The following is a 22958-nucleotide window of genomic DNA, read 5'->3' as shown; positions in this document are numbered from 1 at the left end:
ATGTGCCTGGCCTTAGAGCGGCGGCAACCGCCACTCAATCGGCGTCTCGCCGTTCTGCTCAAGAAACTTGTTGGTGCGGCTGAAATGCCCGCACCCCAGGAACCCGCGATACGCCGACAACGGCGACGGATGCACCGACGTCAGCACCAAATGCTTGGTGGCATCGACCAGCTTCTGCTTGCCCTGGGCATGGGCGCCCCACAACAGGAACACCAAATGCGGCTGGTGTTCGCTGACCACTTCGATAATCCGATCGGTAAAGAATTGCCAGCCCTTGCCCGCATGGGCATTGGCGTTGGCGCGTTCCACGGTCATGGTGGTGTTGAGCAGCAATACGCCCTGGTCGGCCCAGCTCTGCAGGCAGCCGTGGTTGGGGATGTCGATGTTCAGGTCGCGCTTGAGCTCTTTGTAGATATTGACCAGGGACGGCGGCGCCGGCACACCCGGTTGTACCGAGAAGCACAGGCCGTGGGCCTGGCCGGGGCCGTGGTACGGGTCCTGGCCGAGGATCACCACCTTGACCTTGTCCAGCGGCGTTGAGTTAAGCGCATTGAAGATCAGCGGGCCGGGCGGGTAGATCTCTTTGCCGGCGGCATGTTCCTGGCGCAGGAACTCGCGTAACTGGCCCATGTAGGGCTTATCGAACTCATCACGCAGGGCGTGTTTCCAGCTGGGTTCGAGTTTGATACGGTCGCCTTCGGTCATAGTTGAAATGTCTTGTAGAAAAGAATGAGGCGAACCCTAGGAAAGCCGGCCCTGCTTGTCAATTGATCTGACACACCACCGGCACTTTCCCACGAAGCGATCATACTGATCCTTCACCTTCTCGATTGAGGTCACGATGAATCTGCACTTCGAAGAACTGACCGGCAGTGGCGGCGCCCGCGTCGGCATCGCCAGCCTCGACGCTGAAAAGTCCCTCAACGCCCTCTCTTTGCCGATGATCCTGGCCCTGACTGATCGCCTGGAGGCCTGGGCCAAAGACCCGAACATCGTCTGTGTGCTGCTGCGTGGCAACGGGCCCAAGGCGTTTTGCGCCGGGGGCGAAGTGCGCAGCCTGGCCCAAGCCTGCCGCGAGCAGCCAGGTGAAGTGCCGGCCCTGGCCGCACAGTTTTTTGCCGCGGAATACCGCCTCGACTACCGCTTGCACACTTACCCTAAGCCGCTGATCTGCTGGGGCCACGGTTACGTGCTGGGCGGAGGCATGGGCCTGCTGCAAAGCGCGGCCATACGGATTGTCACGCCGAGCAGCCGCCTGGCCATGCCCGAGATCAGCATCGGCCTTTACCCGGACGTGGGTGCCAGCTGGTTCCTGTCGCGCCTGCCCGGCAAGCTGGGCTTATTCCTTGGCCTCACCGGCGCCCATATCAACGGCCGTGACGCCCTGGACCTGGGCCTGGCCGACCGTTTCCTGCGTGACGATCAACAAGACGAGTTGCTCGATGGCTTGCTGCAACTGAACTGGCAGGAGCAGACCGCGATACAGCTCAACAGCCTGCTCAAGGCCATGGCCCAGGAAGCCGTGGCTCAGCAACCCGAGGCGCAATGGCTGCCACGCCGGGCACAGATCGACGAATGGCTGGACGCCGGCGATGTGCGCAGCGCCTGGCGCGCCTTGAGCCCGCTGCGTGACCACGCGGACCCACTGTTCAATCGCGCCGGCAAGACATTGAGCGAAGGCTGCCCGCTGACCGCGCACCTGGTGTGGGAACAGATCCAGCGGGCCCGCCACCTGTCCCTGGCCGAGGTGTTCCAGATGGAATACACCCTGAGCCTGAACTGCTGCCGCCATCCGGAATTCAGCGAGGGGGTGCGCGCGCGGTTGATCGACAAGGACCAGAAGCCCCATTGGCATTGGCCAGACATCAATACGGTCCCGGACGCCGTGGTGCAGGCGCACTTCACCAAGGCGTGGGAAGGCCGGCACCCGCTGGCGGACTTGTCCGATTACTGAGGTTTTGCGCCCATAAAAAAGCGGCGCTTCATGCGCCGCTTGTCATACAGGCCGGTCAACGGTGACCGCCACGGCCACCTCCACGGTCATGATCACCACCGCGTCCATGCCCGCCATTGTTCCAACGATCCCCCCAGCCCTGGTTCGGGTAAGGCCGGTAACCGGCCCTTGGCCCTGACGGGTAATAGCGAGGCGCCGGCTGGTAATAACGCGGTGCCGAGTAGTAACGCGGTGCCGGAGCGTAGTAACGCGGCGACGGGTAGTAATCACGGCGATATTGATACGCCGTGCCGCCGCCATAGTAATAAGCCGGCGCCGGTGAGGTGTAGACCTCGGAACGGTAGTAGCTCTGGCCTCCATCGTAGTAGGGCACACAAGCACAAAGGGTCAGACCGAGTAAAGCGCTGAGCAGCAGTCGTCGATACATGGCGGCCTCCTGGACCGCGGAAGAGCACCTCCAGCGACGCTGGGGGGCGGCATTCAGCTTTCACTGAATGACGAAACATCTGACATCAAAAACCGAATCTGGTGCGTTTTGGTAACAACTTGATACATCAATGCCAAGGGCAGCCACATCCCGTCAGACGCACTGCGGTATAGCACTTAACAACCCCCAAGTTTATCGATTCAGTAAATTTTTCTGGCTCGAAACTTTCCCGATTGCGATGATGTCACTATGACATCGCGCAAGCCAGGGAGGCTCTAACGTGCGCCCTTCGCCACTTTCGCCGGATCCGAGCCATGAAAATCTCAACCAAACTGCTGCTTTCATTTCTATTGTGTGCACTGGTCACCCTCGGGGTCGGCCTGCTGGGTATCAAAAGCGTGGTCCGCCTCGCCAATGCATTGGAACTGACGTTCTCCAATAACCTGGTGTCCGTCAGCACCACGGCCGCCACCCTCAACAGCCTGGTCGCCCACAACCGTGGTTTGTACCGTTTGATGGATGCGAGCAACGGCGACGTATCCCAACAAGACCGCGACCGTGTACGCCAGGACATCGCCAACGAACTCAAACGCAGCCAGAGCGCCTACGCCACCTACCGCGCCACGCCTCAGGAAGACGACGAACGGGCAGCAGGCGACAAGCTCGACCAGATCTGGCCAACTTACACCAGCAGCTCCGAACGCATCATGTCGATGCTCGACAGTGGCCAGGTCGAGCAGGCCCGTGCCCAGCTCAACAGCACCAACAATGAACTGTTCCGCCAGGCGCGCGAGTTGATCCGTGTGATGATCGAGTCCAATAACCGCCAGATCAAGGAAGGCGCCCTCGCCGCCGAGGACCTTCGCAGCAGCGCATTGACCTGGATGATCAGCGGCATTGTCCTGGCCTTCATCATTGCGATTATCATCGGTGTGCTGATCACGCGCCTGATCACCCGTCCTATCGCACAAGCGGTTGAGAACGCACAGCGCATTGCCAAGGGTGACCTGACCCAAGCCATCACGACCGACCGCACCGACGAAGCCGGGCAACTGCTGATGGCGTTGTCCGATATGCAGGGCGGCCTGAAAAGCACGCTGATGGAAATCGCCAACGCTTCCGACCAGCTCGCGTCGGCAGCCGAAGAGCTGAGCGCGGTCACCGATGAAAGCACCCGTGGCCTGACCCGCCAGAACGACGAAATCCAGCAAGCGGCCACCGCCGTCAACCAGATGACCGCAGCGGTCGACGAAGTGGCGAGCAACGCCGTGTCGACCTCCGAGGCGTCGCGCCAGGCCACCGCCGAAGCCGAGGACGGCCGCCAGCAGGTGGAGCAGGCAGTGTCGGGCATGTCGTCGATGGTGGTGGAGATCAACGATTCGACCCAATCGGTCGCTGACCTCGCCAACCAGGTGCGCGAAATCGGCAAGGTGATTGATGTGATCCGCGGCATTGCCGACCAGACCAACCTGCTGGCCCTCAATGCCGCCATCGAAGCCGCCCGTGCCGGTGAGCAAGGTCGCGGTTTTGCGGTGGTGGCCGATGAGGTGCGCGCGCTGGCCCATCGCACCCAGACCTCCACGGTCGACATCGAGAAAATGATCGGTGAAGTGCAGGCAGGCGCCGATGGCGCCGTGGCCGCCATGAACAAGAGCCTGAACTGGGCCAACAACACCCAGACCCTGGCGCAAAACGCCGGCCAGGCGCTGGAGCGCATCACCGCCAGCGTGGCCAGTATCAACGAGCGCAACCTGGTGATCGCCTCGGCGTCCGAGGAACAGGCCCAGGTGGCCCGCGAAGTGGATCGCAACCTGCTCAACATTCAGGACCTGTCGACCCAGACCGCCGCCGGTGCCCACCAGACCAACGCCTCCAGCCAGGACCTGTCGCGCCTGGCCACCTCGTTCACTATGCTGGTCAGCAAGTTCCAGCTGTAAGCGCCTCATCACAGTGCGCCGGCGCACCTGCGTGGCGCACACCGCCCTCGTCTACACCCTCCTCTCCCGCTCGCCCGGCTGAACCGCCGGGCATCGAAGCCACTTGGCACGACTCTCGCTTTGTCTCTTGCGTGCAGGATTGATAACAGGTTCGCGGCACCACAATTTGCAATGGCCGACTAGGGTTCCGGCTCGCCGAAAGCGAGTGGCTGGTCCGAGAGTTGGCGACCTCCAGTTGAGGTTACACGGCGGGATAAAAGCCCGGGAGACAAGCCACCGTTCACGGTGCCGCGTTGCTCCTGCTCGCCCTTGATCAACTGGAGAAGCCCCATGCCCTCAATCCGTTTACCCGCCCTGCTCGCCGCCGTCTTTGCCGCCGTGCTGAGCGTCCAGGCCCAAGCCGCCACGAAAAACCACTTCAGCGTGTGCTGGACGATCTACGCCGGCTGGATGCCATGGGAGTACGCCGGCAGCCAAGGCATCCTCGACAAGTGGGCGAAGAAGTACGGCATCACCATCGACATGGTGCAGCTCAATGACTACGTCGAATCCATCAACCAGTACACCGCCGGCCAGTTCGACGGCTGCACCATGACCAACATGGACGCCCTGACCATCCCCGCCGCCGGTGGCGTGGACAGCACCGCGCTGGTGGTCAGCGACTTCTCCAACGGCAACGACGGCGTGGTAATCAAGGGCACCGGCAAGACCGTGGCCGACCTCAAGGGCATGAACGTCAACCTGGTGGAACTCTCGGTGTCTCACTACCTGCTGGCCCGCGCGCTGGAGTCGGCGGACTTGACGGAAAAAGACCTGAAGGTGGTCAACACCTCCGATGCCGACATCGCGGCGGCCTTCAACACCGACCAGGTCCAGGCCGTCACCACCTGGAACCCGATGCTCTCGGAGATCAAGGCCAAGCCTGGGGTGAGCCAAGTGTTCGACTCGAGCAAAGTACCCGGCGAAATCATGGACATGATGGTGGTCAACACCCAGGTCCTCAAAGACAACCCCAAGCTGGGCAAAGCGCTGACCGGCGCCTGGTTCGAAGTGGTCGCGCTGATGAACGCCAAGGGCCCCGCCAGCACCGCAGCCCTCGAACATATGGCCAAGGCCTCGGGCACTGACCTTGCGGGCTTCCAGTCGCAACTGGACACCACCCAGTTGTTCGCCACGCCCCAGGAAGCCCTGGCCTTCGCCACCAGCCCACAGTTGCCCGCCACCATGGGCAAAGTCGCCGAGTTCTCGTTTAAACACGGCCTGCTGGGTGAAGGCGCCAAGGACAGCAGCGCCGTGGGCATGCGCTTCGCCAACGGTGTGACCAGCGGCGACAAGGCCAACCTCAAGCTGCAGTTCGACCCCAGCTACGTACAGATGGCCGCCGACGGCAAGCTGTAAGAGGACCCGGCCATGCGCCTGATCAACCGTCACCCGGACCGTTCCAGCCGCCTGTTGCTGGTGCTGCTGCCGTTCGCCCTGCTGCTGTTCGCCTACTTCGTGGGCTCGGCCGAGCGCCTGGCGGACAACCCCAACGACAAGCTGCTGCCCGGTGCCGGGCAAATGCTTGACGCGGTAAAGCGCCTGGCCTTCAACGCCGACACCCGCACCGGCGAATACGTGCTGTGGCAGGACAGCGCTGCCAGCCTGCGGCGCCTCGCCATCGGTCTGGGGATCAGCGCCCTCGCCGGCCTGTGCCTGGGGATCGCCGCCGGCACGCTGCCGCTGTTTGGCGCGCCGTTGTCACCGTTGCTGACGGTGCTGTCGATGGTGCCGCCGCTGGCGATCCTGCCGATTCTGTTCATCGTGTTCGGGCTGGGGGAATTGTCCAAGGTGATGCTGATCGTCATCGGCGTCACCCCCTGCCTGGCCCGCGACCTGGAACAGCGCGCGCGGGAAATTCCGCTCGAGCTGCTGGTGAAGGCGCAGACCCTCGGCGCCTCCACCTGGACCCTGATGCTGCGTGTGGTATTGCCGCAATTGCTGCCGCGCCTGTTGATCTCGCTGCGGCTGATGCTCGGCTCGGCGTGGTTGTTTTTGATCGCCGCCGAAGCCATCGCCTCCACCGACGGTTTGGGCTACCGGATCTTCCTGGTACGACGCTACCTGGCGATGGACGTGATCCTGCCTTACGTGGTGTGGATCACGCTGCTGGCGTGGCTGATGGACTGGGGCCTCAAGGCCCTGACCCGGCGTGCGTTCCCCTGGTACGAAGGAGCGCGGGCATGAGCTTTATCAGCGTCAATAATGTGTGGCAGCGCTATGGCGATCAGGTGGTGCTCGAAGGCCTCAACCTGCACGTCGCCGAGGGTGAGTTTTGCACGCTGGTGGGTACGTCCGGGTGTGGCAAGTCGACCTTCCTGCGCCTGCTGCTGGGCCAGGAAACCGCGAGCAAGGGCCAGATCCTGCTGGACGGCCAGGCCCTCGCCGCCGAGCCGGATGCCAGCCGTGGCGTGGTGTTCCAGCGCTATTCGGTGTTCCCACATCTGACTGTGCTCGACAACGTCGCCCTCGGCCTGGAACTGCCACATTCTCGCCTGCTGGGCCGGCTGTTCGGTAAAGCCAGGAAGGACGCCCGCGAACAGGCTGCCGCGCTGCTGCACAAGGTCGGCCTCGGCCACGCCCTGGACAAGTACCCCGCGCAGCTCTCCGGCGGCATGCAACAACGCCTGGCCATCGCCCAGGCCCTGATCATGAAACCCCGCGTGTTGCTGCTGGACGAACCCTTCGGCGCCCTCGACCCGGGCATTCGCAAGGACATGCACCAGCTGCTGCTGGAACTGTGGCGCGAAACCCGGCTGACGGTGTTCATGGTCACCCATGACCTGAGCGAAGGCTTCAGCCTCGGCACGCGCCTGCTGGTGTTCGACAAGGTTCGCGTCGATCCCCACGCCCCCGGCGCCTATGGCGCGCGCATCACCTACGACATCCCTTTGAACAGCGAACGCCGCAAGGCGCTCGCCGCCGAACTTGGAGCCACGTCCAAATGACCGATTCCACCCAACTGTTCCCACCCTTCGCCGAAGAAATGCTGCCCGGCGGCGGCCACCGCTCGTTCGTGCTCAAGCGCGGCCAACTGCTGCGCCTGACCGACCTGCGCGGCGGCGCCAACGTCAGCCTGACTCTGCTCAACGCCAACGAAAAAACCGAGCGCCTGAACCTGCCCGACAGCCTCAAATGCCAACACACCGCCAAGCTCACCACCGGCCATTGCCTGTACTCGGACATGGGCCGCGTACTGGCCGCGATCACCGCCGACACCTGCGGCTGGAGCGACAGCATCGGCGGTGTGCTGTGCGCCGCCGAAGTCGCCGAGAAGTACGGCCAGGGCCGCTATCAGGAGCTGCGCAACGGCTTCTTCCGCAACGGCACCGACAACCTGCTTGTGGAGTTGGGCAAGTGGGGGCTGGGCCTGTCCGACCTGCTGATGACCCTCAACCTGTTCAGCAAAGTCGCGGTGGATGGCGACGGTGGCCTGCACTTTGTAGCGGGCCATTCCAAGGCTGGCGACTACATCGAGCTCTACGCGCCGATGGACACCCTGGTGGTGCTCACCGCTCTGCAACACCCCATGGACCCGAACCCGCACTACGCGCCGCAACCGCTGAAACTGAGCTGGATGAACGCCGACAAAAGCGTCGCCGAACACTGCCGCACCTCGCGCCCGGAAAACGAGCGCGGCTTTATCAACACCGACCGCCTGTTCGCCTGAGGAGCTGCCATGTCTATCGCACTGAAACAACCGGACGCGGCCGTGTACCGCGCAACCATCCCCGCCGGCGAACCGTGGCTGATGGAGGTCAAGGCCGGGCAGACCCTGCGCATCCTCGACCTGGAGGGCAACCAGGCCGTCGACACGTTGTTCTACAGCGTGAAAAACCCGCGTGAACGCTACGACGTGCAGCGCACGTTGCGCCGGCAGAACAGCGTGTACCTGGGCACCGGCAGCGTGCTGTATTCCAACCTCGGCCAGCCGATGCTGACCATCGTCGATGACACCTGCGGGCGCCACGATACCCTCGGCGGCGCCTGCGCCCAAGAGAGCAACACCGTGCGCTACGCCCTGGAAAAACGCTACATGCACAGCTGCCGCGACAACTACCTGCGCGCCTGTGCCCACGACGGCCGCCTGGGCAAAGGCGACATCGGGCCGAACATCAATTTCTTCATGAATGTGCCGGTGACGGCCGACGGCGGGCTGACCTTCGAAGACGGCATTTCCGCCCCCGGCAAGTACGTCGACCTGCGCGCCGAGATGGATGTGATCGTGCTGGTCTCCAACTGCCCGCAGTTGAACAACCCATGCAACGCCTACAACCCCACCCCTGCGGAGCTGCTGGTATGGAACTGAAACTCAAGCGCCTGCGCCGTTGGCTGTTTGCCCTGTGCCAATCCCGAGCCGGGCAGTGCATCCGCAAACAATAGCGCGCCAATGTGGGATCCACACTGACTGCACGCACTGCGGACGACCGCAGTGCTCCCCCACTTTGCGGGACGGCCCGCAGGGTTTTGCCATGTTCGAAAAACTGTTGATCGCCAACCGTGGCGCCATCGCCTGCCGCATCCTGCGCACCTTGCGCGAGCTGCAGGTCAAGGGCATCGCCGTGTACGCCGAGGCCGATGCGGCGAGCCTGCATATCCAGCAAGCCGACGAGGCCTACAGCCTCGGTGAAGGCGCAGCGGCCGGTACGTACCTGGCGGTGGACAAAATCCTCGCCACCGCCAAGGCCTGTGGGGCCAAGGCGATCCACCCCGGCTACGGTTTCCTGTCGGAGAACGCAGCGTTTGCCGAAGCCTGTGAAAACGCGGGCATCGCCTTTGTCGGGCCGACGCCGCAACAACTGCGGGTATTTGGCCTCAAGCACACCGCCCGCGCCCTGGCCAAGCAACACGGGCTTGCGCTGCTGGAAGGCACCGAACTGCTCGACAGCCTCGCCTGCGCGTTGCTGGCCGCCGACGTCGTGGGCTACCCGGTGATGCTCAAAAGCACCGCCGGTGGCGGCGGTATCGGCATGCGCGTGTGCCGCAGCAGCGTGGAGTTGAGCGAGTCCTTCGAGGCCGTCAAACGCCTGGGGCAGAACAATTTCAGCGATGCCGGCGTGTTTATCGAGAAGTACATCGAGCACGCGCGCCATCTGGAAGTGCAGGTGTTCGGCGACGGCGCCGGTGAAGTGATCGCCCTCGGCGTGCGCGACTGCTCGGTGCAACGGCGCAACCAGAAAGTCCTCGAAGAAACCCCGGCGCCGAACCTGCCCGAAGGCATGGCCGAGGCCCTGTGCGCCGCCGCCATCACCTTGGCCAAGGCCGTGAACTACCGCAGCGCCGGCACCGTGGAATTTATCTATGACAGTGCTGACGGGCGCTTCTACTTCCTCGAAGTGAACACGCGCTTGCAGGTGGAACACGGCGTCACCGAACAGGTATGGGGCGTGGACCTGGTGCGCTGGATGGTGCAACTGGCGGCCGGGGAAATGCCGCCGCTGAACACACTCGAGTTAACCCCCCGGGGCCACGCGATCCAGGCGCGCTTGTATGCCGAAGACCCGGGCCGCGATTTCCAGCCGAGTCCCGGCTTGCTGACCTGTGTGGATTTCCCGCTGGCCGAAGGCCTGCGGATCGACACCTGGGTGGAAGCCGGTTGCGAGATCCCGCCGTACTTCGACCCGATGATCGCCAAGCTCATCACGTGGGCGCCCACCCGCGAACAGGCGCGCCTGGATCTGCACCGGGCGTTGAGTGACAGTCGGTTGTACGGCGTGGAAACCAACCGCGATTACCTGCGCCAAATCCTGCTGGCCGCGCCCTTTGCCAATGGCCGGCCGTGGACGCGGTGCCTGGAAGACCTGGTCTACGTGGCCGACACGTTTGAAGTGATCAGCGCGGGCACGCAAACCAGTGTGCAGGACTATCCCGGCCGCCTCGGCTACTGGGCCGTGGGTGTGCCGCCGTCGGGGCCGATGGACAGCCGCTCGCTGCGCCTGGGCAATCGCCTGCTGGGCAACGACGAGGGAGCAGCGGCGCTGGAAATCACCCTGAGCGGGCCGCTGCTACGCTTCAATTGCGCGGCGGTGGTCGCCGTGACCGGTGCTGAAATCCCGCTGCGGTTGAATGATCGAGCCGTGCCGATGAACACCGCGCTATTGATTGAGGCCGGGTCGGTCCTGAGCCTGGGCACCCTCGCCGGCGCCGGGGCGCGCAGTTACCTGTGCCTGCGTGGCGGGCTGCAAGTGCCGGACTACCTGGGCAGCAAAAGCACCTTCACCCTCGGCCAGTTTGGCGGGCATGGCGGGCGCGCCTTGCGGGCGGGCGATGTGTTGCATCTGTTGCCGTTGGAAGACCGGAACGCCGGGCAACAATCAGTCGCTGAACCGCTGCCGGAGGTCCGCACACTGCGGGTGATTTATGGCCCCCACGGCGCGCCGGAATACTTCCTGCCGGCGTATATCGACACGTTCTTCGCCACGCAGTGGGAAGTGCATTTCAACTCCAGCCGCACCGGTGTTCGGCTGATCGGGCCGAAGCCATTGTGGGCGCGTACCGATGGCGGTGAAGCGGGGTTGCATCCATCGAACATCCATGACAACCCCTATGCCATCGGCGCGGTGGATTTCACCGGGGACATGCCAGTGATCCTCGGGCCGGATGGGCCAAGCCTGGGCGGTTTTGTGTGCCCGGTGACGGTGATCGAGGCAGACCTTTGGCAACTCGGCCAGCTCAAGGCCGGTGACAAGATTCGCTTTGAACCGGTGGACCTCAAGACCGCCCGCGACCTTGCCCTGAACTGGGATCAAAAGAATGCCGAAACCCTGTGGGAGCAGAGCTTGCTCGCGATGGGACCAACTCGGTCCGTCGCCGGCATCGAGCAATTGGCATCCCCCATCATCCTGGACATCGGCCACGCCGACACCCGCCTGGTCGCGCGCCTCGCCGGCGACACCCACCTGCTGCTGGAAATCGGCGCGCCGGAGCTGGACCTGGTGCTGCGCTTTCGCGCCCATGCCCTGATGCAGGCCCTGGAAACCCGAGCATTGAAGGGCGTGATCGACCTGACGCCCGGGATCCGCTCGCTGCAGATCCACTACCAGCCCGAACAACTGCCCCTGGCCGACCTGCTGGCACTGATCAGCCACGAGTGGACCGCCGTGTGCACCCGGCAAAACCTGCAAGTGCCCTCGCGCATCGTGCACCTGCCGCTGTCCTGGGACGACCCGGCGTGCCAGCTGGCCATCGAAAAATACATGACCACCGTGCGCAAGGACGCCCCGTGGTGCCCGAGCAACCTGGAGTTCATCCGTCGCATCAACGACCTGGCCAACCTCGATGAGGTGCGCCACACCGTGTTCGACGCCAGCTACCTGGTGATGGGCCTGGGCGACGTCTACCTCGGCGCGCCGGTGGCCACGCCGCTGGACCCGCGTCATCGGCTGGTGACCACCAAATACAACCCGGCCCGCACCTGGACCGCCGAAAATTCGGTGGGCATCGGCGGCGCGTATTTGTGCGTGTACGGCATGGAAGGGCCCGGCGGTTATCAGTTTGTCGGGCGCACCTTGCAGATGTGGAACCGCTATCGCGAAGTGGCGGCGTTTGACGGCAAGCCGTGGCTGCTGCGCTTCTTCGATCAGATTCGGTTCTATCCCGTGAGCGCGAATGAGCTGGTACGGATTCGTCGGGATTTCCCCCTGGGACGCTTCGAGCTGGATATCGAGGAGAGCACCCTGAACCTGGCGGATTACCAGGCATTTCTTGCGCGGGAAGCCTCGGGGATCAGTGCTTTTCGTGAACAACAGCAACAGGCCTTCAATGCCGAGCGCGAACGCTGGATCGCCAGCGGCCAGGCGCATTTCGACAGCGAAGAGCTCGCGGCGCCAGCGGCGCAAGACACGCTGCTCAAGGCCAATGAATACAGCATCGACAGCCCTATCGCCGGCAACCTCTGGCAGGTGCCGGTGGCCGTGGGTGCGCGGGTTGCCGCCGGGGATATGCTGGTGATTCTGGAGTCGATGAAAATGGAGATCCCGGTGCTGGCGCCCTTTGCCGGGGTGGTGCGGGAAATCCCGGTGCAGCCGGGCAGCGGCATTGGCGCCGGCCAACGGGTCGTGGTGCTGGAACGGGACTGACCGGCGCTGTATCGTGCAGGGACTTCCGAGACCCTGCCCCAGCGACCATGACCACGCCAACCCTTTGCCCCGCCTGCGGTGCCCGCAACGATTGCACCCTGGCCGACCCACGCACCGCCGACCAGCCGTGCTGGTGCTACAGCGTCACCATCAACCCGGCGGTGCTTGAAGCGCTGCCCGATGCATTGCGCAACACAGCCTGCCTGTGCCCGCGCTGTGCTCAGGTGGATGAGCAGCTTCGCAATGCGCGTTGACCGTTTCCTCAGCAACCTGCCGCGTTTCAATCGCCAACAAGTGCGCGTGTTGCTGGTGGAGCGGCGGGTGACGGTGGATGGCGTGGCAGTCAACGACCCGCATCATGAAGTGCGCGAATTCAGCCGAGTGTGCGTGGACGATGACGTGCTGCAGGTGGGTAAAGCGGCGCGCTATTTCATGCTGCACAAACCCCAGGGCTGCGTCAGCGCGACCTCGGACCCACAACACCCGACTGTCCTGGACCTGCTGGATGAGCCGGACAAAGGCGAGCTGCATATCGCCGGCCGCCTGGATTTCAACACCACCGGCCTGATGCTGATCACCAACGACGGCCAGTGGTCGCGGCGCCTGACGCAACCGCAGACCAAGTTGCCCAAGGTCTATCGGGTAGAGACGGAGCAGGACATCGGCCCCGAATACGCGGCAACCTTTGCAGCGGGCCTTTATTTCGCCTTTGAAGACCTGACCACGCAACCGGCCGAGCTGGAGCTGCTGGGGCCACGCCTGGCACGACTGAGCATCACCGAAGGCCGCTATCACCAGGTGAAGCGCATGTTCGGGCACTTCAACAACAAAGTGATCGGCCTGCACCGTGAGCGAATGGGCCCATTGGGCTTGGATGCGGCCCTGGCGCCCGGCAAGTACCGGGCGCTGTCCGAGGAAGAAATCCGACAGGTCTGACGACCGTTCGGCCGGTGATGGCAAAAACCCATTTGTGTGACTTGCGGCATCCCCGGTCTACTGCTTGAATCAAACCGTCAGCCAAATTATGACTGACGAGTCGCCTATAACCTCCAAGAAACACCTTGCCCCGCCCGCGCTTGATCCACGGGCCTCCCAGGCAAACAGCCCGCCCTAACAACAGCCGTCGGCCAGCCGTCATCGGACCGACATGGGCTCTCATCTTCCAGGCGTATGCCTACCTGTCACAAAGCTCGTGCAGAGTGATCTGCGCGCCCTACCCGCTTGCCAGGAGTCTTACGACATGAGGCCAGAAATCGCTGTGTTGGATATACAGGGTCAGTATCGGGTTTACACGGAGTTCTACCGCGCGGATGCTGCTGAAAAGACCATCATCCTGGTCAACGGCTCGCTGGCCACCACGGCCTCCTTCGCCCAAACCGTGAAAAGCCTGTACCCGCAATTCAATGTGGTTTTGTACGACCAGCCCTACGCCGGTCGCTCCAAAATCCATAACCGTCATGAGCAAATGCTGACGAAGGAAGTCGAAGGCCAGATCCTCCTGGAGCTGATCGACCACTTCGCCGCCGAGCACGTGCTGTCCTTCTCCTGGGGCGGCGCCGCCACCCTGGTGGCCCTCGCCCAGCGGCCACGGCGTGTGGAAAAGGCGGTGATCAGCTCGTTCTCGCCAGTGATCAACGCGCCAATGCGCGACTACCTCGAGCGTGGCGTCGACTACCTCGGCAACCTCGACCGCGACCGCGTCGGGCACTTGATCAACAGCACCATCGGCAAACACCTGCCGTCGCTGTTCAAGCGTTTCAACTACAAGCATGTGAGCAGCCTGGCCGAGCACGAATACGGGCAGATGCATTTTCACATCAGCCAGGTACTGCACAACGACCGCCTGTGCTACCTCAAGGCCGCGCGGCAGATCGATGTGCCGGTGCTGTTTCTGAACGGCGAATGGGACGAATACACCAGCGCCGAAGACGCCAGGCAGTTCGGGCAGTACGTGACGAAGAGCAGCTTCAGCACCATCCAGGCGACGGGGCATTTCCTGGATATGGAGCACAAGGCCGCCTGCCGGGACAGCCGGGACGCGGTGGTGGGCTTTTTGAAACCGGAACGGCAGGCCAGCCGATTGCGTTATCACCAGGGCCAGACGCAGCATGCATTCGCCATCTGAAATGAAGGCTTGCCGTGGCGAACGGACCTGCTCGCCACGGCAAGCTGCACAAATTCCGAAGAAAAACTTCAAATCCCGGCGCACATCTGGTACAAAGTCAGCCGCTCTGAGCGGGTGTCGTATAATGGCATTACTCCAGCTTCCCAAGCTGATAACGAGGGTTCGATTCCCTTCACCCGCTCCACTCAGACATAGATTCCACGCCGGCAGGGTTTTGGCGGGGGATGCATAAAAAACCGGTCCTTGGTGGCCGGTTTTTTTATGGGTGGGATTTGAGATTCAAAAATAGAGTGCGCACAAAGCTGTACAAATTTTACTTCTTGTACAAGTATCATGCTTCGAGCGGCGGCACTTCGCCCCGCACCTTCGAAGAGCCAGGCCATGACACGTCTACTGTTTTCACTGTTGCTGGTCGTGAGCTTGGCCAGTTGCAGCAACGTTGAGGTCGACCACTACGCCGACCAGCAACCGAAACTGGACCTGGAGCGCTTCTTCAGTAAACCCGTGAAAGCCTGGGGCATCTTCCAGAAGCGTTCGGGGGAAGTGGCCAAGCGCTTTGAGGTCGATATCGCCAGCCGGCGCGAGGGCGACGCGTTGATTCTGGATGAGCGTTTCTTGTACAGCGATGGCACGCGTCAGCAACGGGTGTGGACACTGACGCCGGACGGCCCAGGGCGCTGGCGCGGACGAGCCGGGGATGTGGTGGGCGAGGCGATCGGCGAAGTGGCGGGTAATGCGCTGCGTTGGCGCTACCGGCTCAATCTGCCGGTGGATGGCTCGGTGTACGAAGTCAGCTTTGACGATTGGATGTACCTGATGGACGAGGACACCTTGATCAACCGCTCGAGCATGTCCAAGTTCGGTGTCGAGTGGGGTCAGGTCACCTTGTTCTTTCGTCGCCAATGAGCCCCAAGCGAGGGTCAATCATGAATATGCAAATGCTGGCCGATCTGGCCGGGAAAGGCGAAATACGTGAGCTGGAGTTGCTGTCCCTGGAGGGCGGTTTCTATATCGCTCGCGTCAGGCTGGAGCACGTCGAGGCGACGTTACTGGACGATCACGGCAAGCCGATGCGCATCGGGTCCACCACGCATTTACGCGACCTGTTGCAGCGGGTTCCGCCGTTTCCTTGCGTACTGGTGCAACACTGCGTTCACGATGAAATGTGCGGTACGCGTGAAGGGCCTATCGGTGCGTTGCGCATTCCGTTTTCGCTGGCGGCGACACTGTAAATCCTGGCTCCCCTCCCCCGTGGTATGGGCGGCCTGGGAAGGCAAGCCGTTTACACCGTACGGGTGACCTATGCGGCTCGGTCCACGCGGTCCTGAACAGCCTCGACCAGCAGCAGGCCCAGTTCAATCATTTGCTGAATGGCCAGGGCCAGGTAGCGCTGTTGAGAGGGCAGGCTTTCGACGAACTCGTGGGTCATGGCACCTGCACCGGCGATGGTTTCGTAGGCGTTGGCGAGCAGCGCTTGAGTGTCGATTTCGGGACGGACGCTGAACAGTTTTACGGATGGATTGCATGAGTCAGTACACATCTGTTGATCCTCGTTAGGGACCGCATACCAGAGCTACTAAACAATGGGTGGCGGCTGTACGCAGGTTAGTAGACCGGCGAATCAACGAAACCGGCGCGCCCGAAGACGCCCTGCGTGCAGCCACCATAAGAGCAGCTGTACGCCGTTGATCGTATCGGGCTACTAAACCCGACCGCTGATGGGCAGCGGCTGACGAACCTTAAAGAGGTCGCCCAAGACGCACAACTCGGACGAGTCTGATCGTTGTGTAGGCAATGCCGCAAGGTTCAACTCTACGTTCTGACACCTCACTTTTCCTCCCCCCTCTGCACCACCCACGCCAACGGCAACGTCACACCCAACATCCCCGCCAACACCATCACCGCCACCGGCACGCCCAGCACATCCCCCACTGCACCAAACACCACCGGCGCCAACGCGCCACCGCCAATCGTGCCGGTGTAGAACAGCGCAAACGCCTGCTCGCGCTTGCCCGCGCCGGCAAGGTCGGGCACGGCGCCGTACAGCACCGAGGAGGTGCCATTCAGTACCAGCCCCAACAGCGGCAGCATCACCATCAACCCGCTGAGCGGCAGGTACACCGCCGCGACGATCAGCACTGCAGTGCTGGTTTCCGTGATCCACACGGTCTTCATCATGCCGATGCGTGCGCCGAGGTAGCCGCAGAACAGTTTGCCGAAGGCACCACCGATGAACAGCAAGGTCAGGGCGAGGCCGATGCCAGCAGTACCGGCGCCTTTGGCTTGCAGCAGGAACGGCAGGAAAGTAAGAAATCCCATGCGCACGGCGCTGTCGAGGGTGCCGGTGAGGATCAGCGCGCGCAGGCCCGTGGCGGAGCCGCTACCCCTGAGGAACTCGGCTTTTTTTGTGGCGGTGGATTCGGATGCTTGAGCAGGAATCAGCCACCACAACAGCCCCGCCGCCGCCAGGCCAAGCAGGCCCAGCAACGTGGCACTGGCCCGCCAACTGATGACGGTTAGCAGCAGCCCGACCAGACCAGGAATCAGGGTTTTGCCGATATCGCCGGAGAAGTTGTACTGGGACAGCGCCTGCTTGATCCCACCGCCGTCCTCGTAAGCGTCGGTGATCATCGACGAGGCCAATGGGTGCTGGGTGCTGGCGCCCAGGCCGCCGAGCAGCAGCGCCACCAGCAACACGCTCAGCCCTGTCGCCTGGCCCACCAACAGGTAGGCGACACCCGCCAACGCCGTGCCGCCCACCAGCATCGGTGTGCGGCCCCAGCGTCTGGCGGCGCGGCTGGCCAGCAATTGGAACACAGCCATCATCCCGGAATAGGCACCCCGCAGAAGGCCGATCTGGGCGTAGGACAAGCCGAACTGAGCCTGCCAGACAGGCAGCAAAACGTAGATCACATCAGTGAGCCCATCATGCACGGCATGGGCGCTGCAACCGGCGAACAAGGCGCGACGGCGCGTCGATGATTCGGGCGAAGGCACAGCGACGGTGTCGTTCATGGTGCAGGAATCAGCTCAGGTTTAAGGGGCTTCCAGCCGGTCAAGGCGATCAACAAGGTCAGCAGCTGGAAACCGATGATCAGCACCACGCACCCGACCCAGCCCCAGCGCTCCCAGATCAGCGCCGGGACAATGGCGCCGCCACTGCCGCCCAGGTAATAACAGGTGAGATACACCCCGACAGCACCCGTCTTGTTATCGCCCGCGGTAGCGGTGATAAACCCATTGGCGGCCGCCTGGGCGAGGAACACACCGGTGGAACTGAACGCCAGGCCGACTACGATGCACCAGAGGGAGGGCATCAGGGTCAACGCCGAACCACTGACGCCCAGCACGGCGGCGACACCCAGCAGTTGGGCATGGGGCCGGGCTTTGCTGAGGCGTCCAGCGATGGGGATCACGATCAACGCCAACAGGAACACCATATAGAGCGTCCCCAACGCTGCAGGCCCAAGGTTGAACGGCGGCAGGCCCAAGTACAAACCTGCGTAGGTAAACGCCGCGACTTGCGAAAACAACACGCAGAAACCTACGGCGTATGCCGCCAACAGCGGCCTGCGAAATACACCTGACGAGGAGGCTTTAACCTGCACGGTCCGCGGGCGGTTGGCCGGCAACAGAAACTGGATGAATCCGCCGACCATCAAGCTCAGCACCGCGAGCACTTCAAAGGCCTCACGCCAGCCCACATACTCGGTCATGACTCCGGTGACGAAGCGCCCGGCGAACCCGCCCAACACGGTGCCCGCGACGTAGAGACTCGTCACCTCCGTGACCGTGCCGCCGCTCCAGCGGTCGCCGATGTAGGCCACACTGGTGGCGAACAGCACCGGGATCAGCATGCCCTCGACAAAGCGCCACACCAGCACTTCGGCAAAGCTGTCGGCATAAGCGGTCATCAATGCCGGCACCGCCAGCAGCACAGCGGCCACCGAGATCACCGTGCGTTGTGCAAAACGTCCGGTCAGGCGACTGACGAAAGGTGCCGTGATCGCCACCGCCAGGGTGGTGACGGTGATGCTCCAGCCCGCCTCCTTGGCACTGATATGAAAGTGCGCGGCGAACGTCTGGAGGATGCTTTGGGTCGCATAGAGGTTGAGAAACGCCGCGCAGCCACACAGGAACAGGGCAAGGCGGGCACAATGCAGGCGCAGTTTCATGAAACCTCTCGTTTTATTTTGAAAGGTCTTTATAGAATGGCCGGCAGGTCTTGAACCAATACCGAATTCCGACCGATTGATACCCAAGGATCAGGATGCTCGACCTACGCAAGCTGCGTTACTTTCTGACCGTCGCCGAAGAATTGCACTTCGGTCGCGCCGCCCTGCGCCTGCACCTGGCCCAGCCGCCTTTGACCCGGCATATTTCAGCGCTGGAGGCAGAGTTGGGTTTCAAGCTGTTCGATCGCACCAGCCGCACCGTGACCCTCACCGCACAGGGACGCTCGTTCTTGCCCTATGCACGTGGCGTGTTGGAACAGGTGGAGTTGGCTCAGGTGATTGCCGGGAAGTTGGCAGCAGGGACAGCGGGTCAACTGGCCTTGGGCTACGTCAGCTCGATTGCCCTGTCGGACCTGTTCAGCCAATCGATCCAGGCCTTCGCCCAACGCTTTCCCGATGTGCAACTGACCCTGGTGGAATGCGCCTCCGGCAGTCTCGGTGCGCAAGTGGCCGATGGACGGCTGGATATTGGGTTGAGCCGGCTGTTGCCACAAAACGACGCAGTGCAAGCGCTGTCGTTGGGCGAGGAACCCTTGGTGGCAGCGGTGTCGAGTGACAGCCCGTTGGCCAGCCTGGCCGACATCAGCCTGGCGCAGCTCAGTGCCTATCCTTTGATTCTGTTTCCAGCCGATTACGGCTCGGGGCTGAACCAGTCCATCGAGCAGCTTTACCGCCACCATGGCGTGCCCCTGCATGCCGGGCCGACCGGACGGCAGATCACTTCGATCATTGCACTGGTGGCCGCCGGGCAAGGGGTGGCGCTGGTACCGGCCTGTACCCGGAGTTTGATGAACAAGGGCGTGACTTATCGGCCTTTGGTGGAGGCGGATGCGTGTGCGCAGTTGTTGGTGTTGACGCCGACCGAAAGACACAGTGTGTTGATTGACGCGTTTCTTGCCGTTATCGAAGAGGCATTACACATCCGGCAATGACCCGAAAAACCCCGCAATATCTCCCCGCTGCGCCGATCCCACTCGCTCTTACACTGCATTCACCATCTGCCGAAATGCCGGTCATCGAAGACCGGTAGGTAGAGTGTTGATAATTTATTTTCAGTGGTTATAGTCACCACCAACACACACCACAAGGAGGTGCTGTGGATAGCCGATACTTGATAGGTCACATCGTCGCAGACGGCTGGTACCTGGTGCGCATCAGAGGCAGTCATCACCACTTCAAGCACCCGACGAAGCCTGGCTTGGTGACGATCCCCCATCCAAAGAAAGACCTGTTGGACAAGACCGCCAAGAGCATTTTGAAACAAGCTCTGTTGAGTTAATCGTCCCTGGAGAACAACGAACATGCTGTACCCCATCGCAATTTCAACTGGTGACCACGATCACGCCTGGGGCGTGGAAGTCCCGGATATTCCCGGTTGCTACTCTGCCGGTGACGATCTGGACGACGCCATGGCCATGGCGCGCGAAGCCATCGAAGGGCACTTCGAAATCCTCGCGGAAGACGGCGCGCCGATCCCGAGCGCCCAGAAGGTCACCGTGCATGCCGCCAACCCTCAGTACGCCGGCTGCACTTGGGCGGTTGTAGACATCGATGTCACCAAGTACCTGGGCAAGGCGCAAAAACTCAACATCACATTGCCGGGCTACCTGCTCAACCGCATCGATGAATATGTACTGCACCACCCGGAGGAAAAAAGCCGCTCCGGCTTCCTCGCGTCGGCGGCGCTCAAGGTGCTGCAACAGGATCGGTAGCTGCAACGGGAGCAAAGTCTGAATGCGGCACTGCATCCATAGCGTGATGATGTCGCTTCATTGAGCTTGCGACCCCAGGGTTATTGCCATGATTGAACCCAAACAACCCACATCCACACCTGTACTGCGCCAAGTGCTCGGCTGGGTGCTGGTGTTGCCACTGCTGGTCGCGCTGGTGCGGCTTCCGTATCCCTTGGGGCTGGGGCTGGCGCTCGGATCGATCGCCGCGTCCGTCTACGGCGTAGGGTTTGCCAGGCGCCATGCCAGCCGAGGCGTGACCGTATTCGCTGCAATCGTCACGCTGTTCAATCTGATTTCCCTGGTCGCCATCGGGGAGGCCTCAGTCATCATGGGGCTCTACAGGATTTCCTGGTTCTACTGGTACCCGTACTATTCCAACTGGGTTTACTGGAATGTCCAGGGCCAGTAAGAATTCCACCGCAAGAAACGTAGTGTTCAGTCCGGCGGATGGCAATACCCTAGGCCTGTAGCGTTTAACAACTGCCCCTCGAGGAGCCCGCTCATGCCTTACGAATACAAGCTCATGCCTTCCCCTGTCGGTGAGCTCACCCTGGTGGCGCGCGATGGCAAGCTCAGTGCCATCCTGTGGGAAGTCGAGCGCGCCAACCGTGTGCGCCTGGGTCAATTGCACGAAGCCAACGACAGCCCGGTGCTGTTGGAAACCGAGCGCCAGTTGAAGGAGTACTTTGCGGGGACTCGCCACACATTCGACCTGGAACTGGATTTCACCGGTACCGCCTTTCAGAAGCAGGTCTGGCAGGCGCTGCTGACTATTCCTTTTGGCGAAACCCGCAGCTACAGCCAGATCGCCCGGCAGATCGGCAACCCGAAAGCCGTACGTGCCGTGGGCGCTGCCAATGGGCGCAATCCTATCTCGATCATTGCGCCGTGCCATCGAGTGATTGGTGCCTCGGGCACCTTGACCGGGTTTGCCGGAGGACTCGACGCCAAGCAGTATCTGTTGACGCTTGAGGACCGCAGCCAGGTGAAAATGAGCTTCTGATCAGGCGATTGCAACCGGCCCCCGAGTAAAAGCCTGGTAATCGAATAAGCCTTCGAAACCCAGCTTGCGATACAGCGAGATCCCCTCCATCGTCGCTTCAAGAAAACAGCGCCGGGCCCCCAGGCTTGCAGCGTGAAGAAGGGCGGCTTGAAGCAATCGCGTGCCATAACCTCTTGCGCGAAAATCCACGAGCGTGCCGAAATCGCTAAGCCGTGCCTCCCCATTCCACATGGATAAAGTCAACGAACACCTCACCTGCCCCTCGGTGGAAAGGATGAAGTGGTGAAGCGATTGGCCCGCTTCAAGAGCCCGCTGGTGCCGGGCTTGATAACGTGCAACACCCTCGGGCGCCATCGAAAACGCATTGCCAAGGGGAACTGCCCAGTGGGCCAGGTTCCGAGTCAAGCTGATCTGCACCGAGCGGTCATCCGTAGATGAAACAAAGCCCGACAGATCGAGGACCATCGCAGTGGTCTTTTCGGCAGGCTGAAAACCCAGCCCGATGAGGGCCTCGGCTACCGCACCGACCTTTTCCTCATGAATCACGACGCGCGTATCCAGAAAGATACGACGAAGCAGGTCCAGGGGCGCTGCCATAGCCCCCCCCATCGGGGCACTGCCGACTCGGATAAACAGCAGGTTCCACGGGTCGAAATATTCGCCGGTAAAGTAAGCGTTGATACAAGCGTTGTAGTGGCGATGCTGCGAGCACGTCGCGGCGAAATAATAATCTTCGGTCTGGTGATAAAGCGTAGGCAGGTCGCAGGCGGTATCAGCGTGCATGGGAATTTCCGCATAAAAACCCAGTCTTGCGCCTATCGCTGCAGAGCGCCGTAGGCTCACTCCTAAGAACCCTGCAGAAAACGCACAATGTTGTTCACACCCTAAGTTGTAAAAAGAAATTTCAGAGCGTGCCTGTGGTCAGTATTTTCATCACTCACCTTTAAGGAAAACGGTCATGAAATTCTCTGCAGTCTCACAATCCCTGTCCCGTTGGGCAGGCAGTGCCCGGACGTTCTATGCGGCGGTCGCGTTGATTTTCCTGTGGAGCTTGAGCGGTCCGTACTTCCACTACAACGACACCTGGCAGTTGATCATCAACACTTCGACCACCATCATCACCTTCCTGATGGTGTTCCTGATCCAGAACACGCAAAACCGCGATAACGACATCCTGCACATCAAGATCGATGAACTGCTGCGGGTCTCCAAGGATGCGCAGAACGCCGTGCTGAGCCTGGATGGCCTGGACCGCAAGGAGCTGGAAAAACTGCGCCAGGAATACCGCAGCATCGGCAACACCGGCACCGTAAGCCTGAACAGCAGTTGCGGCCACGCGGCCGATGACGCGGCCCCGAACAAAACCGACCTGAACCAGGCGTAAAAAAACGGCGGTTGGACATGATCCAACCGCCGTTTTTCATATC

25 protein-coding genes, 1 tRNA gene and 1 riboswitch are annotated in these 22958 nt (G+C 62.0%); of the genes, 20 read left to right on the top strand and 6 right to left on the bottom strand.

Going from position 1 to position 22958, the window contains the following annotated elements; genetic code table 11:
- Positions 1-12: 12 nt before the first annotated feature.
- On the bottom strand, positions 13-705 hold the full coding sequence (gene ung, locus BFP99_RS12520) for a uracil-DNA glycosylase (protein ID WP_027604331.1): 693 nt from the start codon (positions 703-705) through the stop codon (positions 13-15).
- Positions 706-841: 136 nt separating this feature from the next.
- Here ung and BFP99_RS12515 point away from each other — a divergent pair, with 136 nt between their 5' ends.
- A complete protein-coding gene (locus BFP99_RS12515; protein ID WP_065947357.1) occupies positions 842-1954 on the top strand; it encodes an enoyl-CoA hydratase/isomerase family protein in 1113 nt (370 codons plus the stop codon).
- Between the two features lie 55 nt (positions 1955-2009).
- On the opposite strand, the gene BFP99_RS31910 is transcribed toward BFP99_RS12515, so the two are convergent.
- Entirely contained in the window at positions 2010-2381 is a 372-nt protein-coding gene (locus BFP99_RS31910) for a hypothetical protein (RefSeq protein ID WP_074844425.1), read from the bottom strand.
- Positions 2382-2695: 314 nt separating this feature from the next.
- Here BFP99_RS31910 and BFP99_RS12510 point away from each other — a divergent pair, with 314 nt between their 5' ends.
- The 13 genes from BFP99_RS12510 to BFP99_RS12450 all read left to right on the top strand — a co-directional run bounded on the left by BFP99_RS12510 (position 2696) and on the right by BFP99_RS12450 (position 15792).
- Positions 2696-4318 carry a methyl-accepting chemotaxis protein gene (locus tag BFP99_RS12510; RefSeq protein ID WP_065928222.1) on the top strand — a complete coding sequence of 541 codons (1623 nt, stop codon included), beginning with the start codon at positions 2696-2698 and terminating at the stop codon, positions 4316-4318.
- A gap of 168 nt (positions 4319-4486) precedes the next feature.
- Positions 4487-4588: riboswitch (guanidine-I (ykkC/yxkD leader) on the top strand.
- A 60-nt stretch (positions 4589-4648) separates the two neighbouring features.
- Positions 4649-5716, top strand: a complete 1068-nt coding sequence (locus BFP99_RS12505; RefSeq protein ID WP_065928223.1) for a putative urea ABC transporter substrate-binding protein — start codon at positions 4649-4651, stop codon at positions 5714-5716.
- A gap of 12 nt (positions 5717-5728) precedes the next feature.
- Positions 5729-6544 (top strand): ABC transporter permease, encoded by an 816-nt coding sequence (locus BFP99_RS12500; RefSeq protein ID WP_065928224.1) that lies wholly within the window; start codon positions 5729-5731, stop codon positions 6542-6544.
- Positions 6541-7305 (top strand): ABC transporter ATP-binding protein, encoded by a 765-nt coding sequence (locus BFP99_RS12495; protein WP_065928225.1) that lies wholly within the window; start codon positions 6541-6543, stop codon positions 7303-7305. The genes BFP99_RS12500 and BFP99_RS12495 overlap by 4 nt, the downstream gene beginning before the upstream one ends.
- Complete coding sequence (locus BFP99_RS12490; protein ID WP_065928226.1) at positions 7302-8027, top strand: urea amidolyase associated protein UAAP1; 726 nt, start codon at positions 7302-7304, stop codon at positions 8025-8027. The genes BFP99_RS12495 and BFP99_RS12490 overlap by 4 nt, the downstream gene beginning before the upstream one ends.
- Positions 8028-8036: 9 nt before the next feature.
- The gene (locus tag BFP99_RS12485) at positions 8037-8666 is read left to right on the top strand and encodes an urea amidolyase associated protein UAAP2 (RefSeq protein ID WP_065947356.1); all 630 of its coding nucleotides are present in this window, start codon (positions 8037-8039) and stop codon (positions 8664-8666) included.
- A gap of 163 nt (positions 8667-8829) precedes the next feature.
- Positions 8830-12435, top strand: a complete 3606-nt coding sequence (gene uca / locus BFP99_RS12480) for an urea carboxylase (RefSeq protein WP_065947355.1) — start codon at positions 8830-8832, stop codon at positions 12433-12435.
- Positions 12436-12482: 47 nt separating this feature from the next.
- Positions 12483-12689: a cysteine-rich CWC family protein gene (locus BFP99_RS12475; RefSeq protein WP_065947354.1), complete on the top strand. Its 207-nt coding sequence runs from the start codon at positions 12483-12485 to the stop codon at positions 12687-12689.
- A complete protein-coding gene (locus tag BFP99_RS12470; protein WP_065928230.1) occupies positions 12679-13371 on the top strand; it encodes a 16S rRNA pseudouridine(516) synthase in 693 nt (230 codons plus the stop codon). Before BFP99_RS12475 ends, BFP99_RS12470 begins: the two co-directional genes overlap by 11 nt.
- A 304-nt stretch (positions 13372-13675) precedes the next feature.
- Positions 13676-14560, top strand: coding sequence for an alpha/beta fold hydrolase (locus BFP99_RS12465; protein ID WP_027604342.1), 885 nt, complete (start codon positions 13676-13678; stop codon positions 14558-14560).
- Between the two features lie 110 nt (positions 14561-14670).
- A tRNA-Gly gene (locus tag BFP99_RS12460) sits at positions 14671-14744 on the top strand.
- A gap of 197 nt (positions 14745-14941) precedes the next feature.
- Positions 14942-15466 carry a DUF3833 domain-containing protein gene (locus tag BFP99_RS12455; protein WP_065928232.1) on the top strand — a complete coding sequence of 175 codons (525 nt, stop codon included), beginning with the start codon at positions 14942-14944 and terminating at the stop codon, positions 15464-15466.
- A gap of 20 nt (positions 15467-15486) precedes the next feature.
- Complete coding sequence (locus BFP99_RS12450; RefSeq protein ID WP_065947353.1) at positions 15487-15792, top strand: DUF6482 family protein; 306 nt, start codon at positions 15487-15489, stop codon at positions 15790-15792.
- 68 nt (positions 15793-15860) lie between these two features.
- Here the strand turns inward: BFP99_RS12450 and BFP99_RS12445 are convergent, their stop codons facing one another.
- The 3 genes from BFP99_RS12445 to BFP99_RS12435 all read right to left on the bottom strand — a co-directional run bounded on the left by BFP99_RS12445 (position 15861) and on the right by BFP99_RS12435 (position 18735).
- Positions 15861-16100 (bottom strand): DUF6124 family protein, encoded by a 240-nt coding sequence (locus BFP99_RS12445; protein ID WP_027604347.1) that lies wholly within the window; start codon positions 16098-16100, stop codon positions 15861-15863.
- 287 nt (positions 16101-16387) lie between these two features.
- Positions 16388-17575, bottom strand: coding sequence for an MFS transporter (locus BFP99_RS12440; RefSeq protein ID WP_065928233.1), 1188 nt, complete (start codon positions 17573-17575; stop codon positions 16388-16390).
- A complete protein-coding gene (locus BFP99_RS12435) occupies positions 17572-18735 on the bottom strand; it encodes an MFS transporter (RefSeq protein WP_065928234.1) in 1164 nt (387 codons plus the stop codon). The genes BFP99_RS12440 and BFP99_RS12435 overlap by 4 nt, the downstream gene beginning before the upstream one ends.
- A gap of 95 nt (positions 18736-18830) precedes the next feature.
- Here BFP99_RS12435 and BFP99_RS12430 point away from each other — a divergent pair, with 95 nt between their 5' ends.
- The 5 genes from BFP99_RS12430 (at position 18831) to BFP99_RS12410 (ending at position 21531) form a co-directional block, all read left to right on the top strand.
- Positions 18831-19727, top strand: a complete 897-nt coding sequence (locus BFP99_RS12430; protein WP_065928235.1) for a LysR family transcriptional regulator — start codon at positions 18831-18833, stop codon at positions 19725-19727.
- A 164-nt stretch (positions 19728-19891) separates the two neighbouring features.
- Positions 19892-20074, top strand: coding sequence for a type II toxin-antitoxin system HicA family toxin (locus tag BFP99_RS12425; RefSeq protein ID WP_003189411.1), 183 nt, complete (start codon positions 19892-19894; stop codon positions 20072-20074).
- A 22-nt stretch (positions 20075-20096) separates the two neighbouring features.
- Entirely contained in the window at positions 20097-20507 is a 411-nt protein-coding gene (locus tag BFP99_RS12420) for a type II toxin-antitoxin system HicB family antitoxin (RefSeq protein WP_027604351.1), read from the top strand.
- A gap of 88 nt (positions 20508-20595) precedes the next feature.
- Positions 20596-20937 (top strand): hypothetical protein, encoded by a 342-nt coding sequence (locus BFP99_RS12415; protein WP_065928236.1) that lies wholly within the window; start codon positions 20596-20598, stop codon positions 20935-20937.
- A 93-nt stretch (positions 20938-21030) separates the two neighbouring features.
- Positions 21031-21531, top strand: coding sequence for a methylated-DNA--[protein]-cysteine S-methyltransferase (locus tag BFP99_RS12410; protein ID WP_065928237.1), 501 nt, complete (start codon positions 21031-21033; stop codon positions 21529-21531).
- On the opposite strand, the gene BFP99_RS12405 is transcribed toward BFP99_RS12410, so the two are convergent.
- Entirely contained in the window at positions 21532-22314 is a 783-nt protein-coding gene (locus BFP99_RS12405) for a GNAT family N-acetyltransferase (RefSeq protein ID WP_065947352.1), read from the bottom strand.
- 175 nt (positions 22315-22489) lie between these two features.
- Here BFP99_RS12405 and BFP99_RS12400 point away from each other — a divergent pair, with 175 nt between their 5' ends.
- Positions 22490-22915 (top strand): low affinity iron permease family protein, encoded by a 426-nt coding sequence (locus tag BFP99_RS12400; RefSeq protein ID WP_027604355.1) that lies wholly within the window; start codon positions 22490-22492, stop codon positions 22913-22915.
- The last annotated feature ends 43 nt before the right edge of the window (positions 22916-22958 follow it).

It is taken from the genome of Pseudomonas sp. 1 R 17, assembly GCF_900067035.1.
Taxonomy (GTDB): Bacteria; Pseudomonadota; Gammaproteobacteria; order Pseudomonadales; family Pseudomonadaceae; genus Aquipseudomonas; species Aquipseudomonas marginalis.
The sequence above is the reverse complement of the archived record's forward strand: the minus strand, read 5'-3'. Positions and strand labels throughout refer to the sequence as shown.